We start from the raw sequence: 14,317 nt of genomic DNA on the forward strand, positions 1-14,317 counted from the left end.
GAAACGCGTGGGCAATAAATTTACATCCCTCGCAGACCGAATGCGCCTGCGATAGTACCCCCGTTAGAATCGAGGATACTCAATGTTTGAGATAAACACCTCTGTTGTGGGAGACAGTCTTGGGCTCACCGCGCTCGTGGCGATTCTCCCCCTCGTAGCCTTTTTCATTATGTTGATGGGCTTTAAAGCCCGCGCACATACTTCGGGAGCCGTCGCCCTTGCGACCTCCATCATCCTAGCCATAGTTGCCTTTGCGATGCCCGTGGATATGGCACTGTCCTCCGCGGTCCGCGGTGGGCTCTTCGGCCTACTGCCCATCGTCTGGGTCATTATTACAGCGATTTGGTTCTACGAAATTACGGTCGCCTCAGGCCGCTTCGAAGATCTACGTAAGACCTTCGATCTCTTAGGCGATGGCGATATCCGCATCCAGTCGATGCTCATCGCGTTCTGCTTCGGTGGCCTCCTTGAAGCCCTTGCGGGTTTCGGTGCCCCCGTTGCCATTACCGCCACGATGATTATGGCGCTCGGCGTCAAACCGCTGCGCGCTGCAACGGTGGTCCTTATTGCGAATACCGCTCCAGTCGCATTCGGTGCGGTTGGGATTCCGGTCACCACCGCCGGTGAGGTCGGCGGGCGTACCGCTGAGCAAACCCAAGATATCGCCGGCCTTATTGCCCTGCAGGTCTTGGTCATTGCCGCGATTGTTCCGTTCCTCATCGCATTCATCCTGGACGGCATGCGCGGTGTGAAAGAAACAGCGCCCGCCGCCGCAGTCATCGGTATTTCCTTTGCCGGCGCGCAGTGGCTTACCGCCACCTTCTTCGCCTACCAGCTCACCAATGTTATTGCCTGCATCGTGTCCCTGGGTGCTGCCTTCATCTTCCTCCGCGTATGGAAGCCACGGGGTGTCACCCAGCTACGCGAGCGCATGGAGCTGCCCGCTGCAGAAACCACGACCGACCTCAATGGCCGCCGCATCTGGATGGCGCTGCTGCCCTACGCCGTCGTTACCGCAGTATTTGCCGTTGCTACCGCAGCACCAGCAATCTTCGGCTTCTGGAAGCTGAAGTTCGCATGGCCGCTGCTTGATGGCACCGTCATCGGCACTAACGGTGAGGCCATGGACACCAGCTTTAGCTTCAATGTCTTTGGCAACCCAGGTACCTTGCTCTTGCTCTCCGGCATTATTGTGGCCATCGTTTACCACTTCTGGAACGAAAACGGCCGCTACAAGCTCAGCTTCGCCCAACCCGTGCAGGCCTTCGGTGAGGTTGCCAACCGCATGAAGTTCTCTGGGCTAACCATCGTTTTGGTCCTCGCTTTGGCCTACACGATGAACTATTCGGGCCAGACCATTGCTATCGGTGAATTCGTATCCTCCGCCGGTTCCATCTTCGCGCTATTCGCACCCGTGCTGGGCTGGATTGGTACCGCGGTGACCGGCTCCGATACCTCCGCAAACGCGCTCTTTGGCAACCTGCAGGTTGCGGCCGCTGACCGCATTGGCGTCAACCCTGACCTCATGCTGGCTGCCAATACCGCCGGTGGTGTTGTGGGTAAGATGATTTCGCCGCAGTCCCTGGCCATTGCGGCAACCGCCGTATCCATGGAAGGCAAGGAATCTGTCATCCTGAAAAACGTAGTGGGCTACTCCATCGCGTTCTTGGCCGTTGTCTGTGTCATCGTCTTCTTGATGACCAACGTCCTGGGCTTCTTGGTCCCATAAAACGCAAGCCACCACTGGCTATAAGCGCCTCAGCCGAGGCACAACACAAGGCGGGAGGGAAAGCACCTCAATGCTTTCCTTCCCGCCTTTCGTGGTTCAAAGTTCCAGAGCCAATCGTGCCCCGCGACTAAGAGTCACCAAAAAGATCATCTGAGATGGACTCATTAGTATCGGGGATGTCCAGTTCTTCGGCCCGCTTATCCGCCATGGATAATAAGCGCCGAATGCGCCCTGCCACCGCATCTTTGGTCATAGGCGGATCCGCCAGCCTGCCGAGCTCCTCCAACGAGGCCTCGCGGTGCTGCACGCGCAAGCGGCCGGCATCGGCTAGGTGCTCAGGAACGTCATCCCCCAAAATTTCCATCGCCCTATCTACGCGCGCCGCGGCGGTGACGGCGGCCCGTGCCGAGCGGCGCAGGTTGGCATCATCAAAATTATCCAACCGGCGCGATGTATCGTGCGCTTCGCGCTTTACCCGCTTCTTTTCCCAAGACAGGCGGGTCACTTGCGCGCCCATGCGGGTAAGCAACGCGCCAATGGCATCGCCGTCGCGGACGACCACGCGATCTTCGCCGCGGGTCTCTTTAGTCTTTGCGGAAATTCCCAGGCGCCGTGCGCATCCCACGAGTGCCAACGCGGCCTCCTGGCAGGGGCAGCTGACTTCCAATGCTGAAGAACGCCCGGGTTCCGTCAGGCTACCGTGCGCAAGGAAGGCACCGCGCCACGCCGCCTCGCTATCAGCCACGGTGCCGGAAATGACCTGCGGCGGAAGCCCCACCACGGCGTGACCGGAGCGGGTAATCAGGCCTAGGCGGCGGGTAAGCTCCTTTGCCCCTTTAGTGATGCGCACGATGACGCGCGATTTCTTCACCGTCCCCGCAGGGCCGACAACGTGGCTTTCCGCTTCGATCCCGTAGAGCTCGTCTAAAGCCACGAGGATGCGCTGCGCAATAGCCTGGTTATCAAGCTCCAGCTCATAGGCCATGCTCTCACCAGAGACATCTACTTCTCCGGCAAAGCGCAGGATCGATGCGAGCTCCGCAGCGCGCGCGGACTGACGTGTCACGCCAACCGCCGCTAGTTCTTCTTTGACCTGTTCGGTCAACGGTGTGGTCACCTAGTTCGCCCCATTTCTCTGTCACAGTCACGAATGACGCTTGTGCAATGCACGGTCCCACGCACACCAACTACTGCGTGGGAAACGGAATTTTCTCATTTTACCGTGTCCCGCGCCCTGAGGACTGGCTGGCCTGAACTTAGCTAGGCCCGCCGGTACTCGTTATAAAGATCCACGATGACAGAAGAAAGTTTGTCTGGATCGTGTTTCATCAATCGCTGTCCATTGTCATCTTGGATACTGACATCTGCAAATACCGCGCGTGCGCCCAAGGCTTGCGCAGCGCGCTGTACATATACCCGTTCGCTCTCATTTGGCAGTGCTGCCGCATCTAGGACGATGCGGTCGATGCGTAGATCTGGGGCGTGACGAGCCAGCACGTGCACGTGGCGCTCCGCGGAAAAGCCTTGGGTTTCTCCCGGTTCGGCTGACAGGTTGAGCATCACGACGCGCAAAGCATCGGACTCAGAAATAGCCTGGACGATTTCTGGTACCAAGGTATGCGGTAATACCGAACTAAACCAGGATCCTGGACCGATGGTAATAAGATCTGCCTGCCTAATAGCCTCCAGCGCGGCGGGATTGGCTTCCGGGGCTTCAGGCAAGATGCGCACGCGCCGCACATGCCCCGGCGTCGATGCCACTGCGACCTGGCCGCGGACCTGGCGCATGACCCGGGGGTCATCGTCAAGCCCTGAGACATCAGCCTCAATCTCTAAGGGATGCGGGACTACGGGGATGACCCGCCCGTGCGAGTGCGTTAGCTCTGCTACCGCGTCCAAGGCGGCCTGGTAATCGCCCAAAACCCCGGTCAAACCCGCGATCATGAGGTTGCCCACGGCGTGGCCCGCCATGGCGCCATTGCCGCCGAAGCGATGCTGGAGGGTCTTGCCCCACAGCTCGCCTACGCGATTGTCATCGGCTAGCGCGGCCAACGCCATGCGCAGGTCACCAGGCGGAATGATTTCCAATTCTCGGCGCAGGCGCCCCGAGGATCCGCCATCATCGGCGACCGTCACGATGGCAGAAATATCCGCTGCATTGCTGCGCCTGGCGGATAAAAGCGTTTGATAAAGACCATGGCCGCCGCCAAGGCAGACCATATGAGAAGGGTGTTTCATACAGTTTTTAATGCTCCTCAGCCCTAATTGCGGGCAATATCCCGGTGCAAAATGCTGACGTCAAGGGTGTCATTGGCGCGCAGGCGCTTGGCGATGTCCTCTGCTACCGCAACCGAGCGGTGATGCCCGCCCGTGCAGCCGACGCCCACGGTGATGAAGTTCTTGCCCTCGTGCCGGTATCCCTCCAGCATGGTAGAAAACATGGCGACAAAATTATCCACGAATTTCTGTGCGGCAGGCTGCGACAGGACATAATCCGCCACAGGCGCATCTGTACCGCGACAGCCGCGCAGCTCCGGAATCCAGTAAGGATTGGGCAAAAAGCGCACGTCGACTACGATATCCGCATCGCGCGGGGAACCATTCTTAAAACCAAACGATTCCACCGTGACGTGCTGGTTGGTATTTTGAAATTCGCCAAACGCAGCTTCGATAGCCCGGCGCAAGTCATGAATCGAGAGGTTCGTGGAATCAATGATGACATCGGAGCGATCCCGAATTTCCGCCACCACTTGGCGTTCGCGTTGGATGCCCACCTTTAAGGTATCGTCGCCCTGCAAAGGGTGGGTGCGCCGCACGGAGTCGAAGCGACGGATGAGCACATCATCGCGTGCATCGAGAAACAGAACGGTGGGTTTCATGCCCAATGCCGTTAGCTCATCGATGGTTTCCATGAGGGAACCCGGAAACATGCGAGACCGCACGTCCGTTACCGCGGCGACCTTTTCAACGGGTGTTTCTTCCTCGTTGCACAATTTCCACAGGTCCACGATGGCGCGCGGCGGGATATTATGCGCCACATAGTAGCCCTTGTCCTCAAAAACCTTGGCGGCGGAACTCAACCCGCCGCCGGACATGCCGGTAATCAAGATGGGCGGAGTGTCGAAGTGCGTCATGCCCACTAGTCTAGCGTTTTCGCGCTCCGCACTTCTGCTGGAAGGCTGCTTATTTACTGTGCGTCGTGCAACTTATCGTAGACAGTCTGGGCCAGCTTCGGCCCGAACCCGTTGACCTCGCAGATCTCATCCACCGTGGCCGCCTTGAGCTTTTTGACGGAGCCAAAATGCTTCACCAAATCCGTACGGCGTTGCGGCCCAAGCCCCGGAATTGCATCGAGCGCCGAGGAACGCATGCGCTTAGAGCGTTGTTGCCGGTGGTAGGTAATGGCAAAGCGGTGCGCCTCATCGCGAATTTGCTGCAGCAAGAACAGCGCCTGCGAATTGCGCGGCAAAATCACCGGTTCATCATCCCCTGGCACCCAGATTTCTTCCAAGCGCTTGGCCAGACCCACGAGGGTGACATCCACGATGCCCAGTTCATCAAAAACCTCTTGTGCCGCAGCCACCTGGGGCGCGCCGCCGTCCACGATGAACAACTGAGGAGGATAGGCAAACCGGCGGCCTGCCTCGGCGGATTCTTCCGCCACCTTTTCTTCCGCGAACGAAGACTCTTCCTTTTCCTCGTCCGGGTTCGCCAACTTATCTTGGTTATGGCGCTTAAACCGGCGCCGCGTGATTTCTGCAATGGAGCCAACATCATTGGAATGCCCGTCGCCGGCGGCTTCCTTGATGCGGTAGCGCCGGTAATCGGATTTCTTCGGGATGCCGTCTTCAAAAACCACCAGCGAGGCGACGACATCGGTGCCTTGGATATGCGAAATATCGGTGCACTCAATGCGCAGCGGTGCTTGGTCCATGCCCAAGGCATCCTGGATATCCTGCAGCGCCGCAGACCGCGCGGTGAGGTCGCCCACGCGCTTCAGCTTGTGCTGACGCAGCTGCTCCTTGGCGTTCTTCTCCACGGTATCCATAAGGGAGCGTTTATCGCCGCGTTGGGGAACGCGCAGATCGACGCGCGCACCACGCAGGTCTTCCAAGAGGGACACCACTTGTTCGGATTCCTCCGGCATGGCCTGGACCAGAATCTCGCGCGGGATGACGTGGACGTGGCGCTGTTCCATGTGCGATTCTTGGTCCACCCCGCGCCGCGGCACATCCGCAGCTAAAGCCGCGTCCTCACGAGCTTCTTGTTCTTCGCGCTCCACGGCATCCGAGTAAAACTGGATGAGGAAGTTTTGCACCAAGGCGGGCAAGGCGGGATCGGGTTGGCCCTCCTCAATGGGCTCAGAGGTTGCCTGATCGCCGGCGCGTTCAACGACCCAGCCGCGCTGGCCGCGGATCCTGCCGCCGCGCACGTGAAAAATTTGGACGGCGGCTTCTAATTCATCGGAATTAAACGCAATCAGATCGGCATCGGTGCCATCGGCAAAGACAACCGCTTGTTGCTCCATAATCTTATCGATGGCCCCAAGGTCATCGCGCAACCTAGCCGCACGCTCAAATTCCAGGTTTTCGGCGGCAGCCTCCATGTCCTTAACCAGCTTGCGCCTAACACCCGCCGTGTTGCCGTTCATGAACGATACCAACTCATTGACGGTCTCGCGGTGTTCTTCCTTGCTTACCCGCCCGATACAGGGCGCATCGCACTTGCCGATATATCCCAAAAGGCACGGCCGCCCCAGCCGCTCATGCCGGTTATATACACCCTTTGAACAGGTGCGCATGGGAAAGACGCGGGTGAGCAGATCCAGGCTTTCGCGCACCGCCCATGCATGGGAATAGGGCCCGAAGTAGCGCACCCCCTTGCGGCGGGGGCCGCGGTAGAAAAAGGCGCGCGGGACAACCTCTCCCACCGAGACGGCAAGCATGGGATACGTCTTGTCATCGCGGTACATGACGTTGAAGTGCGGGTCGAACCGCTTAATCCAGGTATATTCCAGCTGCAGGGCTTCAACTTCGCTGGCAACAACCGTCCATTCCACGGAGTTGGCGGTCAACACCATTTGCCGCGTGCGCGGGTGCAGCTGCGTGATGTCTTGGAAATAATTGGACAGGCGCGCCCGCAGGTTTTTGGCCTTGCCTACGTAGATGACGCGCTTGTTTTCATCGCGAAACTTATAAACGCCCGGCTCCGTCGGAATGGTTCCTGGGGCGGGGCGATAGGTGGTTGGATCTGCCAATGCTTAATCCTGCGGCATGTATTTGGCTTCCAGATCGCGGAAGTCACGGACTTTTGTGATCACGGTTTCTTTATCGCCGGACTGCAGCGCCCACACGGGCACGGCCTCAAATTCGGGCAGCTCGAGGCGGGCCATGCGCTGGCCGACGGGGAAGGATAGCCCGTAGACCACCTGCCACGGGTAAAAGCGCGTGCCGATGATATTGCGGACCTCTACCCCATCCTCATTGGCCTGCAGCCGCGGCCGGTTCAGCGCAATCCAGGACAAGATGGAAATGACTACGCCCACACCGGGGAAAGCGAATTTATCGATGGTGGTCACGTGCGCGCCGGTAAAAGAGATATCGAGAGTGACACCCATGAAAATATGGATGGCCATGACTAGGATGACCCAGCCGATGGCAATCTTGCGCAAAAACGGGGACTTGGCGGTATACTCCCACGGCTTCGACGTGGTCCGTGCGAAGGGATCCGCGCTGGTATAGGCCAATACCTCTGCATCGCTGAGAGAGCGGCGCGGGTGGGATTCATTCGAGGCTGCGGCCTCATTCATGTGCTTTACTCCTCCGGAAGTCCTGCCTGCCTTTAATCTGCGTTTAGTCTACGCAATTGCAGCGCGGTATCTAAAGCCGCAATCATGGATTCTGCGCCCTTGTTTTCTGCCGAGTCAGGAAAACCTGCGCGATCGATGGCCTGCTGCTGGTCGTTGACAGTCAAGACACCATTACCAATTGGCGTCGATTCATCCAAGGAGATGCGCGTTAGGGCTTGGGTAACAGAATCGCAGACATAATCGAAGTGCGGAGTGCCGCCGCGGATGACGCAACCCAAGGCAACGACGGCATCGAATTTTCGCGCGGCTGCCTGAACAACCACGCCCAATTCTAGGGAACCAACGACCCGGAATTCTGCGACTTCTGCCCCATTTGCACGGGCAGTCTCCACTGCCTGCTGGTGCAGCTGATCGCAGACCTCTTCGTTCCAAGTCGCGGTCACGACCGCGACGCGGAGGCCGCGCGCATCTACCTGCGCGATAGTGGGTAATCCTGCTTTACTCATTTACCTAATTCTCCTTCGTGCTGCGCGTCCCACTGTGCCACCTGCGGAAGATCGTGGCCCATGCGGTCGCGTTTGGTCCGCAGATACCGAATATTATCGGCGTTGGCGGCGATGGTAAGTGGGATATGTTGGCTGACTTCAATGCCGAATCCGGCGAGCCCTTCCCCCTTGTGCGGGTTATTGGTCAACAGTTGTGCCGATTCCACCCCAAGGTCCTTCAGGATCTGGCCCGCCACGGAATACTCCCGGGCATCTTCTGGCAGGCCTTGTTCCAAATTGGCGTCGACCGTATCCCAGCCCTCGTCCTGGAGCCGGTACGCCTGGAGCTTGTGCACCAATCCGATTCCGCGGCCTTCGTGGCCGCGCAGGTAAATTACTACCCCGCTGCCGGCTTCCTGCACCTTGCGCAGGGATTCTTGCAATTGAGGGCCACAGTCGCACCGGCGCGAGCCAAAGACATCGCCGGTAAGGCACTCAGAGTGCACGCGCACCACAATATCGCGGGCACCGCGAAGCTGCGCGGGATCGCCGACGATTAAGGCAATATGCTCTTGGCCGTCAAGGTCATGCCGGTAACCAATCGCGGTGAATTCGCCATACTCTGTGGGCAGGCGGGTTTCTACCGCGCGCTGGGTTTGCACCTCGTGGTGGCGGCGCCACTCAATAAGCTGCGCGATAGAGATCAGTGCGAGGCCGTGCTTATCGGCAAAACGGCGCAGTTCCGGCCCGCGGGCCATATCCGTCGGGTCTTCTTCTGATACGACTTCACACAGCACGCCGGCGGGACGAAGGCCTGCAAGGCGTGCCAAATCGACGGCGGCTTCCGTGTGCCCATCGCGCTCTAATACCCCGCCGGGTCGCGCGCGCAGGGGGACCACGTGGCCTGGCCGGGTGAAGTCGCTGGACCGAGTCGAAGCATCAGCCAAGCGGCGGATGGTTTCTGCGCGGGAGGCCGCAGAAATTCCGGTAGAGCCCGTTGCCGCATCCACGGTGACCGTATAAGCGGTCTGGCGCACGTCCTGATTCTGCGCCATCATCGGCGGCAAATCGAGCCGCTGGCAATCTTCCGGCATTAATGAGGCGCAGACATATCCGGAGGAATACCGCACCATAAACGCGACCAGTTCCGGGGTTGCCAGCTCCGCGGCAAAGATTAGATCCCCTTCGTTTTCCCGTCCTTCATCATCCATGACGATGACCGGCTTGCCGGCGGCAATCTCCGCAATGGCGTGATCGATGGCATCAAAATGGATGCTCTCTTCAGTCGCGAACATAACCTAGCAGTCTAGTCCTTTGCTTGAGCACTTCCGGATTCGGGGTGAAGCATCTTTTCTACATACTTCGCCAGCACATCCACCTCGAGGTTTACGATATTGCCGGGCTGAGATTCTCCGTGCGTCGTCTCCCGCAAGGTGGTGGGAATAAGGGAGACCTCAAACCAGTCCTTACCTACGGCGCTGACCGTCAAAGACGTACCGTTGACCGCAATAGAGCCCTTTTCCACGACGTACTGGGTAAGCTCGCGGGGCAAGCTAAAGCGCAGCACGCCCCAGTGCTCCGAATGCTCGCGCGAGACCAACCGTGCCGTGCCATCGACATGGCCCTGCATAATGTGTCCACCCAGCCGCGTGGTGGGCAGTACTGCCGGCTCGACATTGACCCGCGCGCCTTCTTCCAGTTGACCGAGTCCCGTCCGGTCCAAAGATTCTCGCATCACATCGGCGCAGAAAATATCCCCATCCAATTCCGCGATGGTAAGGCACACGCCATTGATGGCAATGGAATCCCCTAGGTGCGCGTCACTCACCGTCTGCGGTGCGCGGATGCTCAACCGCAGTGCATCCGCCTGCGGTTCTAGTGCGGCCACCGTTCCTAGCTCTTGTACTAGCCCTGTAAACAATGATTCCCCTTGTATTTATCTCTAAATTATCTAATCTTTTAACGCTCGTTCCGCGCCTCGTATTCTACGAGGACATCGGGCCCGAGGCTGGTGGTGCGCACGGTGGTAAAACGTGGGGCATCGGCAAGCGTATGCGCCACCGCATTCGCCAGAACCCCGCGCCCCTGGCCTAACAGGATAGGGGCAATATACGCCGCGAGTGCGTCCACGACACCGGCCTCGATGAAGCTCTGGGCCAGGCCCGCCCCGCCTTCAACCAAGACGTCGCGGGCGCCGCTGGCATAAAGCTCCTTCAGCGCGCCCTCGATGGTGTCATATTGTTCAAACCCCAGCCGCTGCAGGTGCGAGACCTTCTCACCCGCGGACTGGAGCTCGCGCTTGCCGATGACCACACGGCGCGGCTGATGCTCGCGCAAACTCCCATCGCTAAAGCGCGCGGTAAGCGAGGGGTTATCGGCAAGCGCGGTGCCCGTGCCAATGATGATGGCATCGCGCCGCGCCCTATCGGCATGAACCCACTCGCGGGCCTTAGGCCCGGTGATCCACTGGCTCGTGCCATCGGCGGCAGCGGTAAACCCATCCAAGGTCTGGGCAAATTTCAGGGTGACGTGCGGGCGCTGCAGCTTTACCGCGCGCAACCAGGCATACACCGCGTCTTCGACGCCATCCGGTGCGGTGAGCTCGCCCACCTCTACCCCGGCGGCGGCCAGGGCCTGCGCTCCCCCGCCTGCTAGGGGCGTGGGATCGGGATGCAGGTAGAACACGCGGGCAATTCCGGCATCGATAAGCGCCGTGGCGCAGGGACCCGTCCTGCCCGTATGTGCGCACGGCTCCAGGGTGACCACGGCCGTACCGCCGCGGGCTTTCTCGCCGGCCGCGCGCAGCGCCATGACTTCCGCGTGGGCGCCACCCACCGGCTGGGTCGCACCAATGCCCACGACGGCGCCGGTTGCTGACAAAATCACCGCACCTACCGGTGGATTGGGGCTCGTGGTACCGCGCACCGCCGCACCGGCCTGCATGGCCTGAACCAAAGCTCCGGACACGTTGGTTTCATCCATCGCGCCGGCCATTATGAACGCGCCGCAAGCGCGCGCAATTCTTCCACCGCCTGCGCTGGATCTTCGCTTTTGAATACGGCCGATCCCGCCACGAAGGAATCGCATCCGGCCTCCGCTGCCAAGGCAATGGTATCCGGATCGATGCCGCCATCGATTTCAATGATGGTATCCAAGCCCTGCTGATCAATGCTTTCGCGCAGGGCGCGGACCTTATCCAGCATGTCGGGCATAAATTTCTGGCCGCCAAAACCTGGTTCTACGGACATGACCAGCACCTCATCGAAGTGATGCAGCTTGTCTAGCCACGGCTCAATGGGCGTATCCGGTTTGATGGAAAAGGCCGCACGCGCACCTAGGTCCCGGATCTTGTGGGCCAAGTCCACCGCGGCGACCTCATCCTCTACCGCCTCCACGTGAAAAATGATAGTGGTGGCACCGGCCTTGATGTAGGTCTCCACCCATTTCGCCGGCTCCTCAATCATCAGGTGCACGTCAAGCGGCTTATCCGTGGACTTTATCACCGTGGCCGTAATATCCGGGCCAAAGGAAAGGTTGGGGACAAAGTGGCCGTCCATGATGTCTACATGGATCCAATCAGCGTTGGAAATGGCCTCTAGTTGTTCACCCAACCGCGCGAAGTCAGCAGCCAAAATTGACGGAGAAATAAGTGGTGCAGGCATACCGTTAATTCTAGCTCCCTTCCTCATCGCCGCGCCGCAATACCGCCATGAACATGGCATCGGTGCCGTGGCGGTGCGGCCACATTTGGACAGATTTTTCTTTGCCCACATTGCCCATATCTGGGATAAATTCCCGCGCATCTAGCTCCTGTGCACCCAGCTTTTCTACCGCCTGGTCCACGATGGTGCGGGTTTCGCGCAGGTCCGGCGAACACGTGGAATACACCACGACCCCGCCCGGCCGCACGAGCTTGAGAGCAGAGGACAACAACTCGAATTGCAGTGTCGAAAGCTCGGCAATATCGGCTTCAGATTTCCGCCAGCGTGCCTCTGGGCGGCGCCGCAATGCGCCCAGCCCCGAACACGGCGCGTCCACCAAGATGCGATCGAATCCCGATCCGACCTGCGGGTTGCGGCCATCGGCCACGTGGACGGTCACCGGCAACCCCTGCACCGTCTTTTCAATCAGTTTCGCGCGGTGCGGTGATACTTCCACCGCATCGACGTGCGCGGATTCGATGCGCGCCAAAGCCCCCATCAGGGCCGCCTTGCCGCCCGGGCCCGCGCACAGGTCGAGCCAGCGGCCCTGGTCGGTACCGCTGACGGGCACCTCGCAGACCGCGCGGGCGATAAGCTGCGAGCCCTCATCTTGTACCGCGGCCATGCCCTGCTGGACCGGTTCCAATTGGCCTGGGTCCCCGGAATCCATATACACCGCATAGGGCGAGTAGGTACCTTCTTCGTTTCCGGTAATCAGCGCCAATTCCTCGGCGGAAATTTCGCCTGGCCGCGCCACCAGGTGCACGCTCGGGCGCTCGGAATCCGCCGCTAAGGCAGCGGGCAATTCCTCGGGGTCGACAACGTGGGCAAAAGACTCCGCGATCCACGTTGGGTGCGCATGCCTAAAGGCCAGGCCTGCAATCTCGCCTTCTGGGGCCAGCCGCTTGAGCCACTCATTCGGCGGTGTGCGGGTAATGGTGCGCAAGATGCCATTGGCGAATCCCTTCGCTTTTTCTTCCCCTCCTGCCACGACGAGCCGGACGGAGGTATCTACCGCCGCGTGGGGCTCTACGCGCGTATACAGCACCTGGTAGGTGCCCAGGCGCAGGGCATCGATGACCACCGGCGAGATTGCCTCCAACTCGCGCGAGGAACACTGCGCGATTACCGCATCGAGCACACCCAGGGTGCGCAGGGTGCCATAGGTAATCTCCGTGGCGAATGCGGCATCGCGGCCAGAAAGTTTCTGCTTTCGCAGGGCCTTGGGCAGGACGAGGTTGGCAAACGCATCTTCTTCGCTTACCCGGCGCACCACATCGAAGGCAACGGCGCGGGCCGGATCCACGCCCTGGTCGATGGCGGCCTGCACCAGTGTTTTCCCCGCGCCCGTGTTCTTTGTGCCCGCATTCCGATTATCTCGGTTTCCTCGGTTATCCCGGTGGTCGCGGTTGCGCTGGTCCTGCATGCCGCGACCACGCTGTGCGGATCCACGCTGAGCTTGGCCGCGATTGTCTTGGCCACGCTGCGCATTGCCACGCTGAGCGTTGCCCCGTTGCGCATTACCGCGTTGGGGCGCGCCGTTCTTGCCGTGTTGTTTAGCCTCCGGCGCCTTGTCGCCGGACTTACTGCGGGAGCGGAATCCACCAGTCACTGGAACCTCACCTCTGCGTTCTTTCCTAATCCACGCGCCCAATCGGCCGCATTCATCATCTTTTTACCCGGTGGCTGAATCCTATCCAGCTGCACCGGCTGCGTCGCGGTCCCGATATACACCGCATCCTTGTTAATCAGCGCCTCGCCAGGCGCTAGGTGCTTGTCGATGCCCTCGGTAACGCGAACCGGGCCGACCTTGAGGCGGGCATCGTCAAGCAGCGTCCATGCGCCCGGGCCCGGGGAGTGGGCGCGGATATGCCGGTCAATGGCAAAGGCTGGCTGCGCCCAGTCGATGCGCGCTGCCGCGGTAGAGATTTTCGGCGCATAGGTGGCCTCTCCTTTTTGGGCCTGCGGCTCCAGCGTGCCGGCCTCGAGCCCATCCATGGTGGCTACTAGGAGATCTGCCCCGGAATACGCGAGCCGGGTGAGCAGATCGTCTGCGGTATCCGTCCCAGTGATGCCTTCTGTGACCGTGCCGAATACCGGGCCTGTATCCAGGCCTTCTTCGATCCGGAAGGTGGATGCGCCGGTAATATCATCGCCTGCCGCGATAGCCGCTTGTACCGGTGCCGCGCCACGCCAGGCGGGAAGGAGGGAAAAGTGCAGGTTGACCCAACCATGGCGCGCGACATCCAAGAGATCCTTGCTAATGAGATTGCCATAGGCCACCACCGGGATGGCCTCTGGCTGCAGCTCGGCCAGGCGCTGGCGCAGGTTATCGCCATCTTCCGTGCCAAACCGCAGCGTGGATGGGGTCAGCACCTCGATGCCGTGCTCTTGCGCCAGCGCCTTTACCGGGCTCGGGTGAAGGCTGCGGCCCCTGCCCTTCTTCGCATCGGGCCGGGTAATGACCGCTACCACTTCGTGGCTGGAGGCAAGCAATTTCTCCAATGCCACCACCGCCGGTTCTGGGGTGCCGGCAAAAACAATCCGCATATTGGATGAGTCTCCTCGAGGTCTCGGGTGAAAATTCTAGGGT

General features: G+C 60.1%; 13 protein-coding genes. 1 reads left to right on the forward strand and 12 read right to left on the reverse strand.

Annotation, left to right across the window (positions count from 1 at the left end):
* The first annotated feature begins 82 nt into the window (after nucleotides 1-82).
* Nucleotides 83-1,729 carry an L-lactate permease gene (locus ABRP66_RS04410; protein WP_284849924.1) on the forward strand — a complete coding sequence of 549 codons (1,647 nt, stop codon included), beginning with the start codon at nucleotides 83-85 and terminating at the stop codon, nucleotides 1,727-1,729.
* Between the two features lie 127 nt (nucleotides 1,730-1,856).
* Here ABRP66_RS04410 and whiA read toward each other — a convergent pair whose 3' ends face one another.
* From whiA to fmt, 12 genes are all read right to left on the reverse strand, one after another.
* The gene (whiA, locus tag ABRP66_RS04415; RefSeq protein ID WP_284769763.1) at nucleotides 1,857-2,846 is read right to left on the reverse strand and encodes a DNA-binding protein WhiA; all 990 of its coding nucleotides are present in this window, start codon (nucleotides 2,844-2,846) and stop codon (nucleotides 1,857-1,859) included.
* A gap of 143 nt (nucleotides 2,847-2,989) precedes the next feature.
* On the reverse strand, nucleotides 2,990-3,967 hold the full coding sequence (locus ABRP66_RS04420) for a gluconeogenesis factor YvcK family protein (RefSeq protein WP_349838382.1): 978 nt from the start codon (nucleotides 3,965-3,967) through the stop codon (nucleotides 2,990-2,992).
* A 23-nt stretch (nucleotides 3,968-3,990) separates the two neighbouring features.
* Nucleotides 3,991-4,863, reverse strand: a complete 873-nt coding sequence (gene rapZ, locus ABRP66_RS04425; protein ID WP_284851679.1) for an RNase adapter RapZ — start codon at nucleotides 4,861-4,863, stop codon at nucleotides 3,991-3,993.
* 53 nt (nucleotides 4,864-4,916) lie between these two features.
* Nucleotides 4,917-6,986, reverse strand: a complete 2,070-nt coding sequence (uvrC, locus tag ABRP66_RS04430) for an excinuclease ABC subunit UvrC (RefSeq protein ID WP_349838383.1) — start codon at nucleotides 6,984-6,986, stop codon at nucleotides 4,917-4,919.
* Between the two features lie 3 nt (nucleotides 6,987-6,989).
* The gene (locus tag ABRP66_RS04435) at nucleotides 6,990-7,538 is read right to left on the reverse strand and encodes a PH domain-containing protein (RefSeq protein ID WP_284609442.1); all 549 of its coding nucleotides are present in this window, start codon (nucleotides 7,536-7,538) and stop codon (nucleotides 6,990-6,992) included.
* A 32-nt stretch (nucleotides 7,539-7,570) separates the two neighbouring features.
* A complete protein-coding gene (gene ribH, locus ABRP66_RS04440; RefSeq protein WP_284852051.1) occupies nucleotides 7,571-8,044 on the reverse strand; it encodes a 6,7-dimethyl-8-ribityllumazine synthase in 474 nt (157 codons plus the stop codon).
* On the reverse strand, nucleotides 8,041-9,318 hold the full coding sequence (locus ABRP66_RS04445) for a bifunctional 3,4-dihydroxy-2-butanone-4-phosphate synthase/GTP cyclohydrolase II (RefSeq protein WP_349838384.1): 1,278 nt from the start codon (nucleotides 9,316-9,318) through the stop codon (nucleotides 8,041-8,043). Before ABRP66_RS04445 ends, ribH begins: the two co-directional genes overlap by 4 nt.
* Nucleotides 9,319-9,329: 11 nt before the next feature.
* Entirely contained in the window at nucleotides 9,330-9,944 is a 615-nt protein-coding gene (locus ABRP66_RS04450) for a riboflavin synthase (RefSeq protein ID WP_284852050.1), read from the reverse strand.
* Nucleotides 9,945-9,982: 38 nt separating this feature from the next.
* Entirely contained in the window at nucleotides 9,983-11,005 is a 1,023-nt protein-coding gene (gene ribD, locus ABRP66_RS04455) for a bifunctional diaminohydroxyphosphoribosylaminopyrimidine deaminase/5-amino-6-(5-phosphoribosylamino)uracil reductase RibD (RefSeq protein ID WP_410757067.1), read from the reverse strand.
* An 11-nt stretch (nucleotides 11,006-11,016) separates the two neighbouring features.
* Nucleotides 11,017-11,685 (reverse strand): ribulose-phosphate 3-epimerase, encoded by a 669-nt coding sequence (rpe, locus tag ABRP66_RS04460; protein ID WP_349838385.1) that lies wholly within the window; start codon nucleotides 11,683-11,685, stop codon nucleotides 11,017-11,019.
* Nucleotides 11,686-11,695: 10 nt separating this feature from the next.
* Nucleotides 11,696-13,150, reverse strand: coding sequence for an RsmB/NOP family class I SAM-dependent RNA methyltransferase (locus ABRP66_RS04465; RefSeq protein ID WP_349838406.1), 1,455 nt, complete (start codon nucleotides 13,148-13,150; stop codon nucleotides 11,696-11,698).
* Between the two features lie 182 nt (nucleotides 13,151-13,332).
* A complete protein-coding gene (gene fmt, locus ABRP66_RS04470) occupies nucleotides 13,333-14,274 on the reverse strand; it encodes a methionyl-tRNA formyltransferase (RefSeq protein ID WP_284854020.1) in 942 nt (313 codons plus the stop codon).
* Nucleotides 14,275-14,317: the final 43 nt, after the last annotated feature.

This window comes from Corynebacterium sp. KPL2680, assembly GCF_040225675.1.
Taxonomy (GTDB): Bacteria; Actinomycetota; Actinomycetes; order Mycobacteriales; family Mycobacteriaceae; genus Corynebacterium; species Corynebacterium rhinophilum.

Excerpts from the sequence above, each read along its gene's own strand:
- ABRP66_RS04410 (WP_284849924.1), top strand. The coding sequence starts at position 83 with ATGTTTGAGATAAACACCTCTGTTGTGGGAGACAGTCTTGGGCTCACC.
- ABRP66_RS04420 (WP_349838382.1), bottom strand. The coding sequence starts at position 3,967 with ATGAAACACCCTTCTCATATGGTCTGCCTTGGCGGCGGCCATGGTCTT.
- rapZ (WP_284851679.1), bottom strand. The coding sequence starts at position 4,863 with ATGACGCACTTCGACACTCCGCCCATCTTGATTACCGGCATGTCCGGC.
- ABRP66_RS04435 (WP_284609442.1), bottom strand. The coding sequence starts at position 7,538 with ATGAATGAGGCCGCAGCCTCGAATGAATCCCACCCGCGCCGCTCTCTC.
- ribH (WP_284852051.1), bottom strand. The coding sequence starts at position 8,044 with ATGAGTAAAGCAGGATTACCCACTATCGCGCAGGTAGATGCGCGCGGC.
- ABRP66_RS04445 (WP_349838384.1), bottom strand. The coding sequence starts at position 9,318 with ATGTTCGCGACTGAAGAGAGCATCCATTTTGATGCCATCGATCACGCC.
- ribD (WP_410757067.1), bottom strand. The coding sequence starts at position 11,005 with ATGGATGAAACCAACGTGTCCGGAGCTTTGGTTCAGGCCATGCAGGCC.
- rpe (WP_349838385.1), bottom strand. The coding sequence starts at position 11,685 with ATGCCTGCACCACTTATTTCTCCGTCAATTTTGGCTGCTGACTTCGCG.
- ABRP66_RS04465 (WP_349838406.1), bottom strand. The coding sequence starts at position 13,150 with ATGCAGGACCAGCGCAACCGCGACCACCGGGATAACCGAGGAAACCGA.
- fmt (WP_284854020.1), bottom strand. The coding sequence starts at position 14,274 with ATGCGGATTGTTTTTGCCGGCACCCCAGAACCGGCGGTGGTGGCATTG.